The sequence below is a fragment of the Bradyrhizobium yuanmingense genome, assembly GCF_025200905.1.
GTDB lineage: Bacteria > Pseudomonadota > Alphaproteobacteria > Rhizobiales > Xanthobacteraceae > Bradyrhizobium > Bradyrhizobium yuanmingense.
Genome location: NZ_CP104173.1, coordinates 1,597,836 through 1,614,064, shown reverse-complemented (window position 1 = coordinate 1,614,064; position 16,229 = coordinate 1,597,836). Strand labels below are relative to the sequence as shown.

Sequence of the window (16,229 nt, the reverse complement as noted above, 5' to 3'; positions counted from 1 at the left end):
AATAATGCAGATGCAACTCGGCATGATCGGCCTCGGCCGAATGGGCGGTAACATCGTTCGCCGCCTGATGCGGCACGGGCATTCGACCGTGGTCTACGACAAGGACGCCAAGGCCGTCGCGGGCCTTGCCGCCGACGGCGCGGTCGGCTCGGCGACGCTGGAAGAGTTCGTCGCCAAGCTGGAGCGGCCGCGCACGGCCTGGGTGATGCTGCCGGCAGGACGCATCACCGAGACCACGATCGAGACGATCGCCGCCGTGATGCAGGAAGGCGACGTCATCATCGACGGCGGCAACACCTTCTGGCAGGACGACGTCCGCCGCGGCAAGGCGCTGAAGGCGCGCGGCATCCATTATGTCGATGTCGGCACTTCCGGGGGCGTGTGGGGGCTCGACCGCGGCTACTGCATGATGATCGGCGGCGAGAAGCAGGTGGTCGACCGGCTCGATCCGATCTTTGCGGCGCTCGCGCCGGGCGCCGGCGACATTCCGCGCACGCCGGGGCGCGAGGGCCGCGATCCCCGCGTCGAACAAGGCTACATCCACGCCGGGCCCGTCGGCGCAGGCCATTTCGTCAAGATGATCCACAACGGCATCGAGTACGGCCTGATGCAGGCCTATGCCGAAGGTTTCGACATCCTCAGGAATGCCAATATCGAGGCTTTGCCGGCGGATCATCGCTACGATTTCGATCTCGCCGACATCGCTGAAGTGTGGCGGCGTGGCAGCGTGATTCCGTCCTGGCTGCTCGACCTCACCTCGACTGCCCTCGCCGACAGTCCGCAACTGTCGGAATATTCCGGCTTCGTGGAGGATTCCGGCGAAGGCCGCTGGACCGTGAATGCGGCGGTCGACGAGGCCGTGCCGGCCGAGGTTTTGACCGCGGCGCTCTACACACGTTTCCGTTCCCGCCGGGAACACACCTTCGCTGAAAAAATTCTCTCGGCGATGCGCGCAGGGTTCGGCGGACACAAGGAGCCGAAGCAGCCGGGCGCGGCGAAGCCGAAGTAACGAGTAAACCAAGCGAAGGCCGACCATTCGTGACAAAAGACCCGCAGCCAAAGCGCAAGCCGGAAAATTGCGCCTTCGTCATCTTCGGCGTCACCGGCGATCTCACCCATCGCCTGGTGATGCCCTCGCTCTACAACCTGGCCGCCGAGCATCTTCTGCCGGAGAAATTCTGCGTCGTCGGCGTCGCCCGCAGGGGCCAGTCGGATGAGGAGCTGCGCGACAGCCTGCTGAAGGGCTTGCGGCAATTCGCGACGCGCCCGGTGGACGACGACATCGCAACGAGGCTTTTGGAATGCGTGACCTTCGTCGAGGCCGACGCAAAGGATCCGCCCTCCTTCGACCGCCTGCGCCAGCATCTGGATTCGCTGGAATGCGCGCAGGACACCGGCGGCAACCGGCTGTTCTATCTGGCAACGCCGCCGGCCGCGTTCGCGCCGACCGCGCGGGAGCTCGGCCGCACCGGCATGATGAGGGAGAACGGCGCCTGGCGGCGGCTCGTGATCGAAAAGCCGTTCGGCACCGATCTGGCCTCGGCCCGCGCGCTGAATGCCGAACTCTTGAAGATCATGGACGAGCACCAGATCTACCGGATTGATCATTATCTCGGCAAGGAAACGGTGCAGAACATCCTGGTGCTGCGCTTTGCCAACGGCATGTTCGAGCCCATCTGGAATCGCAACCACATCGACCACATCCAGATCACCGTGGAAGAGAAGCTCGGGGTCGGCCACCGCGGCGGCTTCTATGATGCCACCGGCGCGCTGCGCGACATGGTGCCGAACCACCTGTTCCAGCTGATGTCGCTGGTCGCGATGGAGCCTCCCGCCCGCTTCGACGCACATTCCGTACGCTCCGAGAAGGCGGACGTGCTGACATCGATCCAGCTGCCCAGCCGGGAGGACGCACTGAAGAATTCGGTGCGCGCGCAATATCTCGCGGGCCGCAGCGGCGACGACGAGATCACGGACTATCGCAAGACCGCGGACGTCAAGCCAGACAGCACCACCGAGACCTTTGTCGCGCTCAAGCTGATGATCGACAATTGGCGCTGGGCCGGCGTGCCGTTCTACTTGCGCACCGGCAAGGCGCTCGGCCACAAGCGCACCGAAGTCGCGATCAAGTTCAAGCAGGCGCCGCTGTCGATGTTCTCAGGGACGGACGTCGACCGGCTGTCTCAGAACTTCCTCACCATCGGCATCGCGCCGACCGAGACCATCGAGCTGCAGTTCAACGCCAAGATCCCGGGGCCGAGCATCACCATCGACGGCGTCGAGATGAAGTTCCGCTATGGCGACTATTTCCGCGCCGATCCCTCGACCGGCTATGAGACGCTGATCTACGACTGTATGATCGGCGACAACATCCTGTTCCAGCGCGCCGACGGCATCGAGGCCGGCTGGCAGGCGGTGCAGCCGTTCCTGGACGCCTGGAAGAGCGCGGGCAACAACGGCATCGAAACCTATGAAGCCGGCAGCGACGGCCCTGCCTGCGCCGACGAGCTGCTCCGGCGCGACGGACGCAGCTGGCGGAAGTACTCGTGATGGCTCCGGCCGGGCAGCCGAAGCTGATCGTCGAGGCCGATGCCGAAGCTCTCGCCCGCGCCGCGGCCGAGCGCGCAATGGTGCGGATCGCAGCCAATTCCGGTCGGATCGCGATCTGCCTCACCGGCGGCTCCAGCCCGAAGAAGCTGTATCAGTTGCTCGGCAGCGAGGCCTGGCGCGGCAGGATTCCGTGGGAGCGCGTGCATTGGTTCATCGGCGACGAGCGTTTCGTGCCCGACAGCGATCCCCTCAACAACATGGCGGTCGCCCGCGCGACCTTTCTCGATCGCCACGCGCCCGCCGGCCATATTCACCCGATCCCGACCACAGCCGACAATCCCGATGCCGCTGCGGAAGCCTACGCGCGTGAGCTGCAGGCCTTCTATGGCGGAGACCAGCTCGATCCCGCACGTCCGCTGTTCGATCTCGTCCTGATGGGCGCAGGACCGGACGGCCACACCGCCTCGTTGTTTCCCGGTTACCCCGAGATCGAGGAGACCCGACGCTGGGTCGTCGGCGTTCCCAAGGCGAACGTTGCGCCGTTCGTGCCGCGGGTCTCGCTCACCCTGCCCGCTTTGGCCTCCTGCCGCGAGATGCTGTTCGAGATTGCCGGGCACGACAAGCGGCCGATCTTGACGCGCCTCTGCAATGGCGAGAATCTGCCGGCCTTGCGCGCGCGCTCGAACGGCGAGACCGTCTGGCTGGTCGACAAGGCCGCGCTTCCGGAGGACATTCGTGGGCCGCGCTGAAGCACCCTGTGCATTGATCGTGATGGGCGTGTCGGGCTCGGGCAAGAGCACGGTCGCGAAGGCGCTCGGCGAGCGCCTCGGCTGGCGGTTCGAGGACGGCGACAGCTTCCATCCCGCCAGCAATGTCGAGAAGATGCGGGCCGGACATCCCCTCACCGACGAAGACCGCTGGCCCTGGCTGAATGCCATCGCCGACGAAATCGCGCGGGTCTGCGGCCGCGGCGAGCACGTCATCATCGCCTGCTCGGCGCTGAAGCACGCCTATCGAGACGTGCTGCTGCGCGGACGCGATGACGTCCGCTTCGTGTTCCTGAAGGGCACCAAGGAGCTGATCGCCGAACGGCTCGCGCAGCGCAAAGGGCACTTCATGCCGCCCGGACTGCTCGCCAGCCAGTTCGAGACGCTGGAGCCGCCGGAGCCGGGCGAGCACGTCATCACCGTCTCGATCGACGAGACCGTCGAGGCGATCGTAGACGGCATCGTGCGGCAGCTCAAACTGGGCGGCGCAACACCCAAGGTTCTGCCATGACCCAAATCTCACTCGTGGTCTCCGACGTCGACGGCACGCTGCTGACCAAGGACAAGACGCTGACGGAGCGCGCGAAGAACGCCGTGCAGCGGCTGCACCAGGCTGGCATCGGTTTCACCATCACGTCCAGCCGTCCGGCGATCGGCATGCGCTTCTTGATCGAGCCGCTGGCGCTGTGGCTGCCGGTTGGGCCGTTCAACGGCTCCTCGATCGTCGATCCCGAGATGCGGCCGGTCGAGCAGCACCTGATTCCAGCGCGCGCGGCCGAGCGCACCTTGCAGATCCTCCGCGACTACGGCGCCGACGTCTGGCTGTTCACCACCGACAAATGGCTGATCGACAATCCCAGCGGCAGCTACGTCGCGCACGAGCGGCACACGATCCGCTCCGATCCGACGATCGTGACTGACTTCTCGCCCTATCTTGCCAGCGCCTGTAAGATCGTCGGCGCCAGCGCCGACGCCGCCCGGCTCGAGGCGTGCGAGAAGGTGATGCAGGAAGCCCTCGGCAGCGCAGCGACCGCGGTGCGCTCGCAGACCTATTATCTCGACATCACCCCGCCGGGCTTCAACAAGGGCACGTTCGTGCAAGCGATGGCCAGGCGCCTCGGCATCTCGACCGACGCGGTCGCCACCATCGGCGACATGCAGAACGACCTCGCCATGTTCCGCGTCAGCGGCACCTCGATCGCCATGGGCAACGCCGCCGACAACGTCAAGGACGAGGCGACGCACGTCACTGCGACCAACGAGCAGGACGGCTTTGCCGAGGCGATGGAGATGATCTTGACGCGGAATGGGCTGGGCTAAAGCGGAATGGCTTAGATTGACTCGATTGCCACGGGCTCGGTGCAACCTCTCCCGCTTGCGGGAGAGGTCGCGCCGAAGGCGCGGGTGAGGGCTTTCTCCTCTAGGGGGCTATCCCATTGCGGAGACACCCTCTCCCCAACCCTCTCCCGCAAGCGGGAGAGGGAGTGCACCGTGCTCGTGGGGGCAAAAGCGCCTGACGGCTCTTCCTACTACTTCGACCGCTGCACCGCCGGCTTCTCGCTGCCTTGCCTTGCCGCCGACAAATTGTGCGCCGTGTTGATCAGCGCGATGTGGGTCAGCGCCTGCGGGAAATTGCCGGTCTGGCGGCGGGCCACGGAATCGTATTCTTCGGCCAGTAGCCCGACGTCGTTGGCGATGCCGACCACGCGGTCAAGCAGAACTTGCGCCTTGTCGAGATCGCCCGACAGCACGTAGGCATCGGCGAGCCATAGCGTGCACGCCAGGAAGGCGCCTTCGAGCGGCGGCTGGTCCGGGGGCAGCTCGCGCGGGTCGTGCCGCAGCACGAAACCGTCGCGCATCAGGCATTTTTCGGCCGCGGCGATGGTGCCGCGGATGCGCGGGTCGTCCGCCGGCAGGAAGCCGACGGCGGGCAGCAGCAGCACGCTGGCGTCGAGCATCTTCGAGCCGTAGGATTCGACGAACGCATTTTCCTCCGCATCGAATCCCCTGTTGCAGACATCGCGATGGATGGCTTCGCGTAGCGCACGCCAGTGCAGCAGCGGCGCCTTGAAGCCGAAGGTCTCGGCGCTCTTGATGCCGCGGTCGAAGGCGACCCAGGTCATCACCTTGGAGAAGACGTAGTGCTTGGGTTGGCCGCGCCGCTCCCAGATGCCGTGGTCGGGCCGGTCCCAGACTTCGGCCAGATGATTGAGCACGGCGCATTCCAGCGCCCAGGTCGTCTCGTCGTCGAGCTTGAGCCTCGCCATGCGCGACTGGTGGAAGGCGTCGATCAACTCGCCGTAGACATCGAGCTGGAGCTGCGCGTGGGCGGCATTGCCCACGCGCACCGGCTGCGCCCCCTCATAACCGTCGAGCCAGCCCGCCTCCCATTCCAGGAGGCGCCGCTGGCCCCAGATGCCGTACATGATCTGCATGTTCGCCGGGGAGCCGGCGGCCGCGCGCAGCAGCCAATTGTGCCAGGCCAGGGCTTCCTCGGTGTAACCCGAGTTCATCAGCGCCAGCAGCGTGAAGGTGGCATCGCGCAGCCAGCAGAAGCGATAGTCCCAGTTCCTGCTGCCTCCGAGCTTCTCCGGCAAGGAGGTGGTGGGTGCCGCGACGATGCCGCCGGTCGGCGCGAAGGTCAGCGCCTTCAGCGTGATCAGCGAGCGCAGGACCAGCTCCTGATAGTCGCCGTCACGGGTGCAATGGCCGCACCAGTCCTCCCAGAATTTTTCGGTCTCCTGGAGCGCCAGCTCCGCATCGATCGGCGCAGGCGGGGCGAGATGCGAGGGACCGTAAGTCAGCACGAATGGCACGGTCTCGCCTTCCTTCACCTCGAAGTCCGAGACGGTGGTCAGATCCTCGCCGCGGGTCTCGACCGGCGTGCGCAGCACCGTCATGTCCTGGCCGGCGATGGCCATCAAGGAATGGTCGATCCGCCGCACCCAGGGAATATCCGCGCCGAAGCCGAAGCGGATGACGAGCTCCATCCGCATCTTCACGGTGCCACGGATGCCGCGGACCAGCCGCACGATGTCGGACGCCTTGCCGCGCAGCGGCATGAAATCGATCAGCGCGACGGTGCCGTTCTTCGTCTCGAACCGCGTTTCGAGGATGAGGGTGTTGCCGAGATAGCGCCGCGAGATGGAGGTTGCGCCCTCGCTCGGCGCGACCAGCCAGCGGCCGTTTTTGTGCGTACCGAGGATGGCGGCAAAGCATGCGTCGGAATCGAAGGCCGGCCAGCACAGCCAGTCGATCGAGCCGTTGCGCCCGACCAGCGCCGCGGTCTCGCAATCGCCGATCAGCGCATAGTCCTCGATCCTTTGAGCCAATGTCGTGCGAGCCTGGCAAGTCCCGGCGGTTCAATTCCCGCCGGGCAATGAACGTTCCCGCGTCGCAGCCTTCAAAGCTGCGAGATCGATCTTGGACGCGATCTTGTCGAGCGCGACCGGAAGGCGCTGGCGCCAGTTCGGATGCTCGTCGATCGTGCCGGGAATGTTGGGCTGGTCGATCACGCCGAGCAGATCCTCCATCGACACCGCGAGCAGCCGTGACGGCGTGCGCGACAGGAAGGCCAGCACAGAGTAGAGATCATTGGCGCTGATGCCGTTCTGGCGCAGGATCTCGTCGAGCCCGCCGAGCGCATCCCAGCGCGCCTGGTCGTTCTCGCCGGGATCGAGCCCGAGCGAGCGCTTCATCTTGAGATCGCTGAAGGAGCGCCAGCCGGCATAGGTCGACAGGTCATGCGTGTTCAGCGTCACCAGCGCATTGGGCCGGTAATGGTCGACATTGCGGAAATGGCCGGCATCGTCGCGCTCGAACATCATGACGAGATAGGACCAGATGCCGAAATCCTGCATCATCTCGCGGAAGCCTTCCGGCACGGTGCCGAGGTCCTCGCCGATCACGATGCATTTATGGGCCGCGCTCTCGCGCGCTACGGCGGCCAGCAGTGCCTCGAACGGCATCTGCACATAGGCGCCGTTGTCGGGCTTGAAGCCGCGCGGCACGAGATAGAGCCGTTTCAGGCCGAGCACGTGATCAAGCCTGATCGCGCCGGCATGGCGCATCGACGCCGCGAGCATGTCGGCGAACGGGACGAAGGATTGCGCTTCCAGCCCGCCGGCATTGAAGCCGGCAAGGCCCCAATCCTGGCCGATCGTGTTGAGCACGTCGGGCGGCGCGCCGACCGCGAGATGACGCGAGATCGCCGTCTGCTCGTTCCAGGCATCGAAGCCGTTGGACTGCACGCCGACGGCGACGTCGAGATAGAGCCCGACCCGCATGCCGAGCTGGCTGGCCAGCTCCTTGGCCGCATGCAGCTGGCTGTCGGCCGTCCATTGCACGAATTCGACGAACTCGACCTCGCGCTTGTCGGGGCCGTTGCGCAGCTCGGCGAATTTCGCCTCGTCCGGCTGCTGCCATTCTTGCGGCCATTCCCACCAGGGTCCGGTGAAACGATGCCGCAGCACCTCGAAACAGGCAAAGCGGGACAACAGCGGCGCGCGCTCCGCACGGAAGGCGTCAAACGCCTTGCGACGCGCCTCGCTCGCGCTTGTCACGAAGCTGTTAAAGGCGGCGCGCAGGCCCAGCCATTTCAGCGCCGCCATGTCGGTATAAGGGACGCGGTCGCCCTCGCGCAGACGGGCGGCCGTTGCGGCCGCGTCGGGCACGAGGTCGGCCGAAAATTCAGGGATCGCCTCGACGTCGATATAGAGCGGGTTGAGGAAAAGCCGGCTGTTCGGCGAATAGGGGCTGCAATCGGCCGGGTGATCGTCGAACAGGACATGCAGCGGATTGAGCCCGACGCCGTCGGCACCGAGCTGCTTGGCGAGCCGGACCAGGCCCGCGAGATCGGTGAAATCACCGATGCCCCAATTGCGGTCGGAGCGGACGCTGTAGAGCTGCACGGCGAGCAGCCAGCCGCGGTCGAAATCGCCGCCGAAACAGCGCTCGGGCGCCACGATCATCGGCACGTCTTCGCTCGCACCTTCGGCATCGGTCAGCGTCAGGCGGTGATACCCGAGCGCCAGGCCCGCGGGCCAGGCGATCACGGGCTCCCGCGTCTCGCCTGCCGCGATCACATTGCCGTTGCCGGCGATTTTCCATTGCAGCGGCGGCGCGCCAACCGACGCCAATTCCGTGCGCGGGCGTCCGAGCGCACGGACCACGACCGGCCCGCTGACGAAGCGATAGACCCGCTTCTCCGGCAGGGCGTCGAGGATGGATTTGAGGGCCTCGGGCGCGGTGACCCGCAGCTTGCCGAGGGCATCGATGAATTCGGATTGAACGCCCTTGATCCGGGCTTGAGCTAAAAGATCCATTCGGCACGCAGCTTGCAGGCCATTGTTTGGCCAGGGGCATCGAGAATAACGAGATCGCGGAAGAGGTTAGTCAGGGGTAACTCGCAAACTGCGCTTGCCGTTCCCAAGGGAACCAATGACACACAAGCGGCTTTCTATCATGGTACCAAGCGTGGGTTCCCGACAAGGGAAACGGGCTCCTGCTTTCTTGTCAATGGCATCACCGTGAACAAGACAATTCAAACTGTCGAGAGTGCCGCGGCCGGCAGCGCTTTCCTGATCGAGGACGTCTATCCCGCTATCGACGGCGGCCGTTTCGCCGTGAAGCGGATCGCGGGCGAGCCGGTCGAGGTCTGGGCCGACATCTACCGCGATGGCGAGGCAGTGATCTCAGCCGCGCTGATCTGGCGAGGAGAGCAGGAGCGCGAATGGCGGAGCGAGCCGATGACCCATCACGGCAATGACCGCTGGTCCGGCGCGTTCACGCCCCCCGAGCCTGGCCAATATGTCTACGCGATCGAAGCCTGGACCGACGAGTTCGCTACATGGTCGCACGCCGCCGCGCGAAAGCGGCGCACCGGGGCCGATGTCAGCCTCGATGCGATCGAGGGCGCCGGGCTTTTGACCAAGGCGCATGGCGCGCGGCAGGACGCCGCAGCTATCATCATCAGGCAGTGCGAAGATTACCTGAGGAACGGCGACATCACCTCGCTGCTCGCGACCGAGCTCGGCGAAGCCATGGCCGAGAGCCAGTCGCGGCCGGACCTGACGCGTTCGCCATTCTTCCCGCTAGCCGCCGACCGCGACAAGGCCCGCTTCAGCACCTGGTATCAGATGATGCCGCGCAGCCAGAGCGCATTGCCGAGCCGGCATGGCACCCTGCGCGACTGCATCGCGCGCGTGCCTGACATCGCCGCGATGGGCTTTGACGTGCTCTACTTCACGCCAATCCACCCGATCGGCAAGACCAGCCGCAAGGGCCGCAACAATGCGCCGGTGGCCCGTGAAGGTGATCCCGGCTCGCCCTATGCGATCGGCTCGGCCGAGGGCGGCCACGATGCGCTGCATCCGGAGCTCGGCACGATCGAGGACTTCCGCGCGTTGGTCGCCACATGTCTTGAATATGGGCTCGAGCTTGCGCTGGACTTCGCGGTGCAGTGCTCGCCGGATCATCCCTGGCTGACGCAGCATCCGGAATGGTTCAAATGGCGGCCCGACCGCTCGGTGAAGACGGCGGACGGCCCCTATTCCGACATCGTTATCCCCGACTTCAATTCGGTCGATCGCGTCGGGCTGTGGAATGCGTTTCGCGACGCCATGCTGTTCTGGATCGACAAGGGTGTAACCATCTTCGCCATCGACAATCACGACACCGCGCCGCTCGCGTTCTGGGAGTGGCTGATCCGCGATATAAGCCGCCGTCATCCCGACGTGATCCTGTTCTCCAAGACCTATGCACGGCCAAAGCTGATGAAGGGCCTCGCCAAGCTCGGCTTTTCGCAGTCCTTCACATACTTTCCCTGGCGCACGGAAAAGTGGGAGCTGGAGCAATATCTCGGCGAGCTGACGCGCTATCCCGAACGCGATTTCTACCGTCCGAACATGTTCGTCAACACGCCTGACCTGTTGCCCTTTCACCTGCAGAGCGGAGAGGCCTGGGCCTTCAAGTCGCGGATCGCACTGGCTGCAACGCTCTCGGGCAATTACGGCATCTACAGCGGATTCGAGCTGCTGGAACATGACGCCATTCCCGGCCGCGAAGAATATCTGGATTCCGAGAAGTATCAGATCAGGCAGCGCGACTGGGACAGACCGGGCAACATCAAATCCTACATCGCAGGGCTCAACCGCATCCGCAACGAGAACGCGGCGCTCCAGCAGACCGCGAATTTGCGCTTCCTGGCCATCGAGAACGGTGAGACGATCGCCTTCGCCAAGGAGACGGCCGATCCGGCCAACATTGTCGTCGTCGTGATCGCGCTGTCGCGCCACGTGCGGGAATGCTGGCTGCCGCTCGGCGATCTCACAGTTGAAGCCGGAGGACGGCGTCACCATGTGACGACACTCGAAAACCTCCTCACCGGCGAACAGTCTCGCATCGAATGGGGCGGCATCAAGTTGCGTATCGATCCCGACCGCGATCCGGCACTTCTGTTCCGCTGCCTGGCGTAAGGGGTCACGCCATGAATGTTCTGTCTTCCGTCGATACCAAGAAGGCTGAGGCTGCCGAGATCGTGGATGAGCTCTGGTACAAGGACGCCATCATCTACCAGCTCCACGTCAAGGCCTTCGCCGACAGCAACAATGACGGCATCGGCGACTTCGCCGGCCTGACCGAGCGGCTGCCCTATCTGCAGGAGCTCGGCGTCACTGCGCTGTGGCTGCTGCCGTTCTACCCTTCGCCCGGCCGCGACGACGGCTACGACATCGCCGATTACGGCGCGGTCAATCCCGATTTCGGGACGATGAAGGACTTCAAGCGGTTCATCCAGGAAGCGCAGAAGCGGGGCTTGCGCGTCATCACCGAGCTCGTGGTCAACCACACCTCGGACCAACACAAATGGTTCAAGCGCGCGCGCCGCAGCCATCCGGGCTCGAGCGCGCGCAACTGGTACGTCTGGAGCGACACGGACCAGAAGTACCAGGGCACGCGCATCATCTTCACCGACACGGAGAAGTCGAACTGGACCTGGGATCCGGAGGCCGGCGCGTTCTACTGGCACCGCTTCTTCTCGCACCAGCCCGATCTCAATTTCGACAATCCGCGCGTGGTCAGTGCCATCATCCAGGTGATGAAGCGCTGGCTCGATGCTGGTGTCGACGGCTTCCGCCTCGATGCCATTCCCTATCTGTGCGAGCGCGAGGGCACCTCGAACGAGAACCTGCCCGAGACGCATGCGATCATCAAGCGCCTGCGCCAGGAGCTGGACGCGTATTCCAAGGGCAAGCTGCTGCTGGCCGAGGCCAATCAATGGCCGGAGGACGTGCAGGAATATTTCGGCCGTGGCGACGAGTGCCACATGGCCTATCACTTCCCGCTGATGCCGCGCATCTACATGGCGATCGCCCAGGAGGACCGCTTCCCGATCACCGACATCCTGCGCCAGACGCCGGATATCCCGGCGAGCTGCCAATGGGCGCTGTTCCTGCGCAATCACGACGAGCTGACGCTGGAGATGGTCACCGACGTCGAGCGCGACTATCTCTGGACCACCTACGCCAACGATCCCCGCGCGCGCATCAATGTCGGCATCCGCCGGCGCCTTGCGCCGCTGATGGACAACGACCGGCGTAAGATCGAGCTGATGAACTCGCTGCTGCTGTCGTTCCCGGGCACGCCGATCATCTATTACGGCGACGAGATCGGGATGGGCGACAACATCTATCTCGGCGACCGCAACGGCGTCCGCACGCCGATGCAGTGGAGCCCGGACCGCAACGGCGGCTTCTCGCGCTGCGACCCCGCCCGCCTCTACGCGCCGCTGATCATGGATCCCGTTTACGGCTATGAATCCGTCAACGTGGAGGCGCAGTCGCGCAGCCTGTCCTCGCTGCTCAGCGCCACCAAGCGGCTGATCTCGGTGCGGAAGTCGACGCTCGCCTTCGGCCGCGGCACCATGACCTTCATCCGCCCGGCCAACCGCGCCGTGCTCGCCTATGTCCGCCAATACCGCGACGAGGTGATCCTCTGCGTCGCCAATCTGTCGCGCGCCGCGCAGGCCACCGAGCTCGACCTGTCGCCGTGGAAGGACCGCATCCCGCAGGAGATGCTCGGCCGCACACGCTTTCCCGCGATCGGCGAATTGCCCTACATGATCACGCTGGGGCCCTACGGCTTCTACTGGTTCCAGCTTCAGGAGCGCGACAAGTCCGAGCCGGTTGTGCCGCGCGCGGTGCCGGAATTCGAGACGCTGGTCGTGCCGGTGAACTCGAACTGGGTCTCGCTCGCCCGCGAGCGCGGCGTGTTCGAGCGCGACGTGCTGCCGGGCTTCCTGTCACGGACGCGTTGGTATCCCGAGAACAATCCCAAGCACATCCGGACCACGCTGACCTCCGCGGTACCGTTCAGCGACATCGGCGACAACAGACCCTGGATCGCGTTCTTCGAGACGACGCGGGACGAGGTGACGACGCGGTACGTGATGCCCATGCAGATCGAATGGGTGCGTTTCGACCGCGAGCGCTTCAACCCGAAGGCGCTCGCCGCCGTCCGCCAGGGCGCACGCGAAGGCACGCTCCTCGACGTCGCGACCGAGCAGATCTTCATCGGTCTGTTCTTACGAGGGCTGTCGCAAAACCTGGTCGTGGACGAGAACAATCTGCGGCTCGAGTTCAAGGCGACCAGCCGTTTCGCCGACTACACCATCAAGGAGCCCGAACGCATCCGCGCCATCGAACAGTCGAACAGCACCGCGCTGGTCGACAACAAGTACGTTGCCAAGATTTATCGGCGGCTGGAAAGCGGCATCAGCCCTGAGATCGAGATCGGCTACTATCTCACCGAGGTCGCCCGCTTTGCCAATACGCCGGCGCTGCTCGGCAGCGTCGAGCTGGTCGACGGCAACCAGCGCAGCGCGCTCGGCGTGCTGCATGCCTATGTCGAGAACCAGGGCGACGGCTGGACCGTGACGACCGGATATCTCGACCGCTATATCGACGAGCAGCGCGTGGCGCCGGCCGATGAGATGCCGCGCGAAACCCAGGAGCAGGCGCCCTATCTGCATTTCATCGCGCAGATCGGCCGGCGGCTCGCCGAGCTGCATGTCGCTCTCACCGCGGCAGAGCCCGCCGATCTCGCCCCGGAGCCGATCGACTCCGCCCAGATCAAGGCTGCGCTCTCCGACCTCAAGGCGCGTGCCGAGCGGATTCTCGAGCTGCTTGCCGACAGCCGCGACGGGCTGCGAGAGGTGGACCGGCCCCTGATCGACCGGCTCATCGCTGCACGCGCGGACCTGTTCGACCGCCTCAATGCGCTCTTGCCATCCGAGATCGGCGGGTTGAACATCCGTCATCATGGCGACTTCCGGCTCGGGCAAACTCTGATCGTGAAGGACGATATCTTCATCATCGACTTCGACGGCGATCCGCGTGTGCCGCTGGCCAACAAGCGCCGCAAGGCGCCGGCCGCGCGCGACGTCGCCGGCCTGATCCATTCCATCGACCTTTCTGTGAACGTGGCGCTGAGCCGCGCGCTCACGGGTGCTTCCGACGAGCAGGACCGGCTCGCGGCCGCCCTCGACGAATGGCGCGAGCGCGCCACCGCGACCTTCCTGTCCGCCTACCGCGAAGCCATGACCGATCGGAGGCTGTGGCCGGACGATCGGTCCTGCGCGGAAGGCCTGTTGAGATTTTTCCTGCTGGATCGAGCGTTCCACGACGTAGAGTACGAGCTGTCCCGCCGGCCTGAGGGACTCCATGCGCCGCTGACCGGACTGCTTCGCATTCTGTCAAGTGCCGAGAGCGAAGCCCATGCCTAAACTGCCTGCAGAAGCCTACGCGATCATCGAAGGCCGCCACTCCGACCCCTTCCACTATCTCGGGCTGCATCCTGAGGGCGGAAAGAGCGTTGTCCGCGCGTTTCTGCCCGAGGCCACCAATGTCGAGGCGGTCGGCGACCACGGCGAGGTCGCGCCGCTCGACCGCGTCCACGATTCCGGCCTGTTCATTGGCGCCCTGCCCAACGGTTCGAAGCACTACCAGCTGCGCGCGAAGTTCGGCAACGACGTGGTCGAGTTCGAGGATGCCTACCGTTTTCCGCCGATCCTGACCGATTTCGACCTCTATTTGCTCGGCGAAGGCACCCATCAGCGCCTCTATGACAAGCTCGGCGCGCATCCGATGCGGCTCGAGGGCGTCGATGGCATCGGCTTCGTCGTGCTGGCGCCGAACGCGCGGCGCGTCTCCGTGGTCGGCGACTTCAACTACTGGGACGGGCGGCGCCATCCGATGCGGGTGCGCGGCAACGGCTATTGGGAATTGTTCATCCCGCATGCGAAGGCCGGCGATCACTACAAGTTCGAAATCGTCGGACCGCATGGTCATCTGCTGCCGCTGAAATCCGATCCGATGGCATTTGCCAGCGAGCTGCGGCCGAAAACGGCCTCGATCGTGTTCGACGAGGCGCGCCTGCCGCGGCCGCGCCCGGCGCCTGAAGGCATCAACGCATTGTCGGCGCCGATGTCGATCTACGAGGTGCATCTCGGCTCGTGGCGGCGCAAGGACAACAATGAATGGCTGACCTATCGCGAGCTGGCCGAGCAGCTGCCGGCCTATGCCCGCGACATGGGCTTCACCCATCTCGAATTCCTGCCCGTGAACGAGCATCCGTTCGATGGCTCCTGGGGCTATCAGCCGACCGGCCTCTATGCGCCGACCAGCCGTTTCGGCGGCCCCGAGGATTTTGCCGCCCTGATCGATGCCTGCCACCGCGAAGGCATCGGCGTGCTGCTCGACTGGGTCCCGGGCCACTTCCCCGACGATCCGCATGGGCTCGGCCATTTCGACGGCACCGCGCTCTACGAGCACGCCAACCCGCTCCAGGGCCGCCACCTCGACTGGGGCACGCTGATCTACAATTACGGCCGCACCGAAGTGACGAACTTCCTGGTGTCGAATGCGCTGTTCTGGATGGAGCGTTACGCCATCGACGGTCTGCGCGTCGATGCGGTCGCCTCCATGCTCTATCTCGACTACAGCCGGCCGCCCGATGCCTGGATCCCGAACCAATATGGCGGGCGGGAGAACATCGAGGCGATCAACTTCCTGCGCCGCTTCAACACGGAAGTGTTCGCCCGCTTCCCGCAGGCAACCACCGCCGCCGAGGAGTCCACCGCCTGGCCCCAAGTCTCGCGCCCGGTCGAGTTCGGCGGGCTCGGCTTCGGCTACAAGTGGAACATGGGCTGGATGCACGACACGCTGAACTACATCAGCAAGGATCCGATCCACCGCAAGCATCACCACGGCGAGATCCTGTTCGGCCTGCACTATGCGTTCTCGGAGAACTTCATCCTGCCGCTGTCGCATGATGAGGTCGTGCACGGCAAGCGCTCGATCCTCGGCCGCATGCCCGGCGACGAGTGGCAGCGCTTTGCCAATTTGCGCGCCTATTACAGCTTCATGTTCGGCCATCCCGGCAAGAAGCTCTTGTTCATGGGCGCCGAGATCGCGCAGAGCCGCGAATGGAATCACGACCAGTCGCTCGACTGGCACCTGCTCGAATACAAGGTCCATTCCGGCGTCCAGGCCTTGATCCGCGACCTCAACCGGCTCTATCGCGCGGTTCCGGCGCTGCACCAGATGGATTGCGAGCAGGCCGGCTTCGAATGGCTGATCACCGATGATGCCAACCGCAACGTCTTCGCCTGGCTGCGCAAGGGATTCGACGAGCACGCGCGGTGTGTCGTCATCATCAACTTCTCGCCTAACGTCTACCAGAACTATCGCGTTCGCGTGCCCTTCGGCGGCAAGTGGAAGGAAGTTCTCAACTCCGATTCCGCCCATTACGGCGGCAGCAATGTCGGCAATGTCGGCGAGGTCCATGCCGAGGGCGGCGAGCTGCGCCTCACCATTCCGCCGCTGGCTGCGATCTTTCTTGTTCCGGAAAGCTGAT

The 16,229-nt window shown here is 64.9% G+C and carries 10 protein-coding genes; 8 read left to right on the top strand and 2 right to left on the bottom strand.

From position 1 onward, the window contains the following. Positions 1 to 10: 10 nt before the first annotated feature. From gnd to N2605_RS07525, 5 genes are read left to right on the top strand one after another with little or no spacing between them, the layout of a single operon-like run. Positions 11 to 1,009, top strand: a complete 999-nt coding sequence (gnd, locus tag N2605_RS07545) for a phosphogluconate dehydrogenase (NAD(+)-dependent, decarboxylating) (protein ID WP_260346224.1) — start codon at positions 11 to 13, stop codon at positions 1,007 to 1,009. Between the two features lie 29 nt (positions 1,010 to 1,038). Next, on the top strand, positions 1,039 to 2,550 hold the full coding sequence (gene zwf / locus N2605_RS07540; protein ID WP_260346223.1) for a glucose-6-phosphate dehydrogenase: 1,512 nt from the start codon (positions 1,039 to 1,041) through the stop codon (positions 2,548 to 2,550). Then, positions 2,550 to 3,299, top strand: a complete 750-nt coding sequence (pgl, locus tag N2605_RS07535; RefSeq protein WP_225126650.1) for a 6-phosphogluconolactonase — start codon at positions 2,550 to 2,552, stop codon at positions 3,297 to 3,299. Before zwf ends, pgl begins: the two co-directional genes overlap by 1 nt. 22 nt (positions 3,300 to 3,321) lie before the next feature. Then, positions 3,322 to 3,828 carry a gluconokinase gene (locus N2605_RS07530; protein WP_050996012.1) on the top strand — a complete coding sequence of 169 codons (507 nt, stop codon included), beginning with the start codon at positions 3,322 to 3,324 and terminating at the stop codon, positions 3,826 to 3,828. After that, entirely contained in the window at positions 3,825 to 4,637 is an 813-nt protein-coding gene (locus tag N2605_RS07525; protein ID WP_225126091.1) for an HAD family hydrolase, read from the top strand. Before N2605_RS07530 ends, N2605_RS07525 begins: the two co-directional genes overlap by 4 nt. 209 nt (positions 4,638 to 4,846) lie before the next feature. On the opposite strand, the gene N2605_RS07520 is transcribed toward N2605_RS07525, so the two are convergent. Further along, a complete protein-coding gene (locus N2605_RS07520) occupies positions 4,847 to 6,649 on the bottom strand; it encodes a glycoside hydrolase family 15 protein (protein WP_260346222.1) in 1,803 nt (600 codons plus the stop codon). Between the two features lie 30 nt (positions 6,650 to 6,679). Next, entirely contained in the window at positions 6,680 to 8,641 is a 1,962-nt protein-coding gene (malQ, locus tag N2605_RS07515; protein ID WP_260346221.1) for a 4-alpha-glucanotransferase, read from the bottom strand. 204 nt (positions 8,642 to 8,845) lie between these two features. On the opposite strand from malQ, the gene N2605_RS07510 reads away from it, so the two are divergent. Genes N2605_RS07510 through glgB form a run of 3 tightly spaced genes read left to right on the top strand, consistent with a single transcriptional unit; the run spans position 8,846 to position 16,228 of the window. Beyond that, positions 8,846 to 10,792, top strand: a complete 1,947-nt coding sequence (locus N2605_RS07510) for a maltotransferase domain-containing protein (protein WP_260346220.1) — start codon at positions 8,846 to 8,848, stop codon at positions 10,790 to 10,792. A gap of 11 nt (positions 10,793 to 10,803) precedes the next feature. Further along, positions 10,804 to 14,097 carry a maltose alpha-D-glucosyltransferase gene (gene treS / locus N2605_RS07505; RefSeq protein WP_260346219.1) on the top strand — a complete coding sequence of 1,098 codons (3,294 nt, stop codon included), beginning with the start codon at positions 10,804 to 10,806 and terminating at the stop codon, positions 14,095 to 14,097. Beyond that, positions 14,090 to 16,228, top strand: coding sequence for a 1,4-alpha-glucan branching protein GlgB (gene glgB, locus N2605_RS07500; protein ID WP_036027305.1), 2,139 nt, complete (start codon positions 14,090 to 14,092; stop codon positions 16,226 to 16,228). The genes treS and glgB overlap by 8 nt, the downstream gene beginning before the upstream one ends. Position 16,229: the final 1 nt, after the last annotated feature.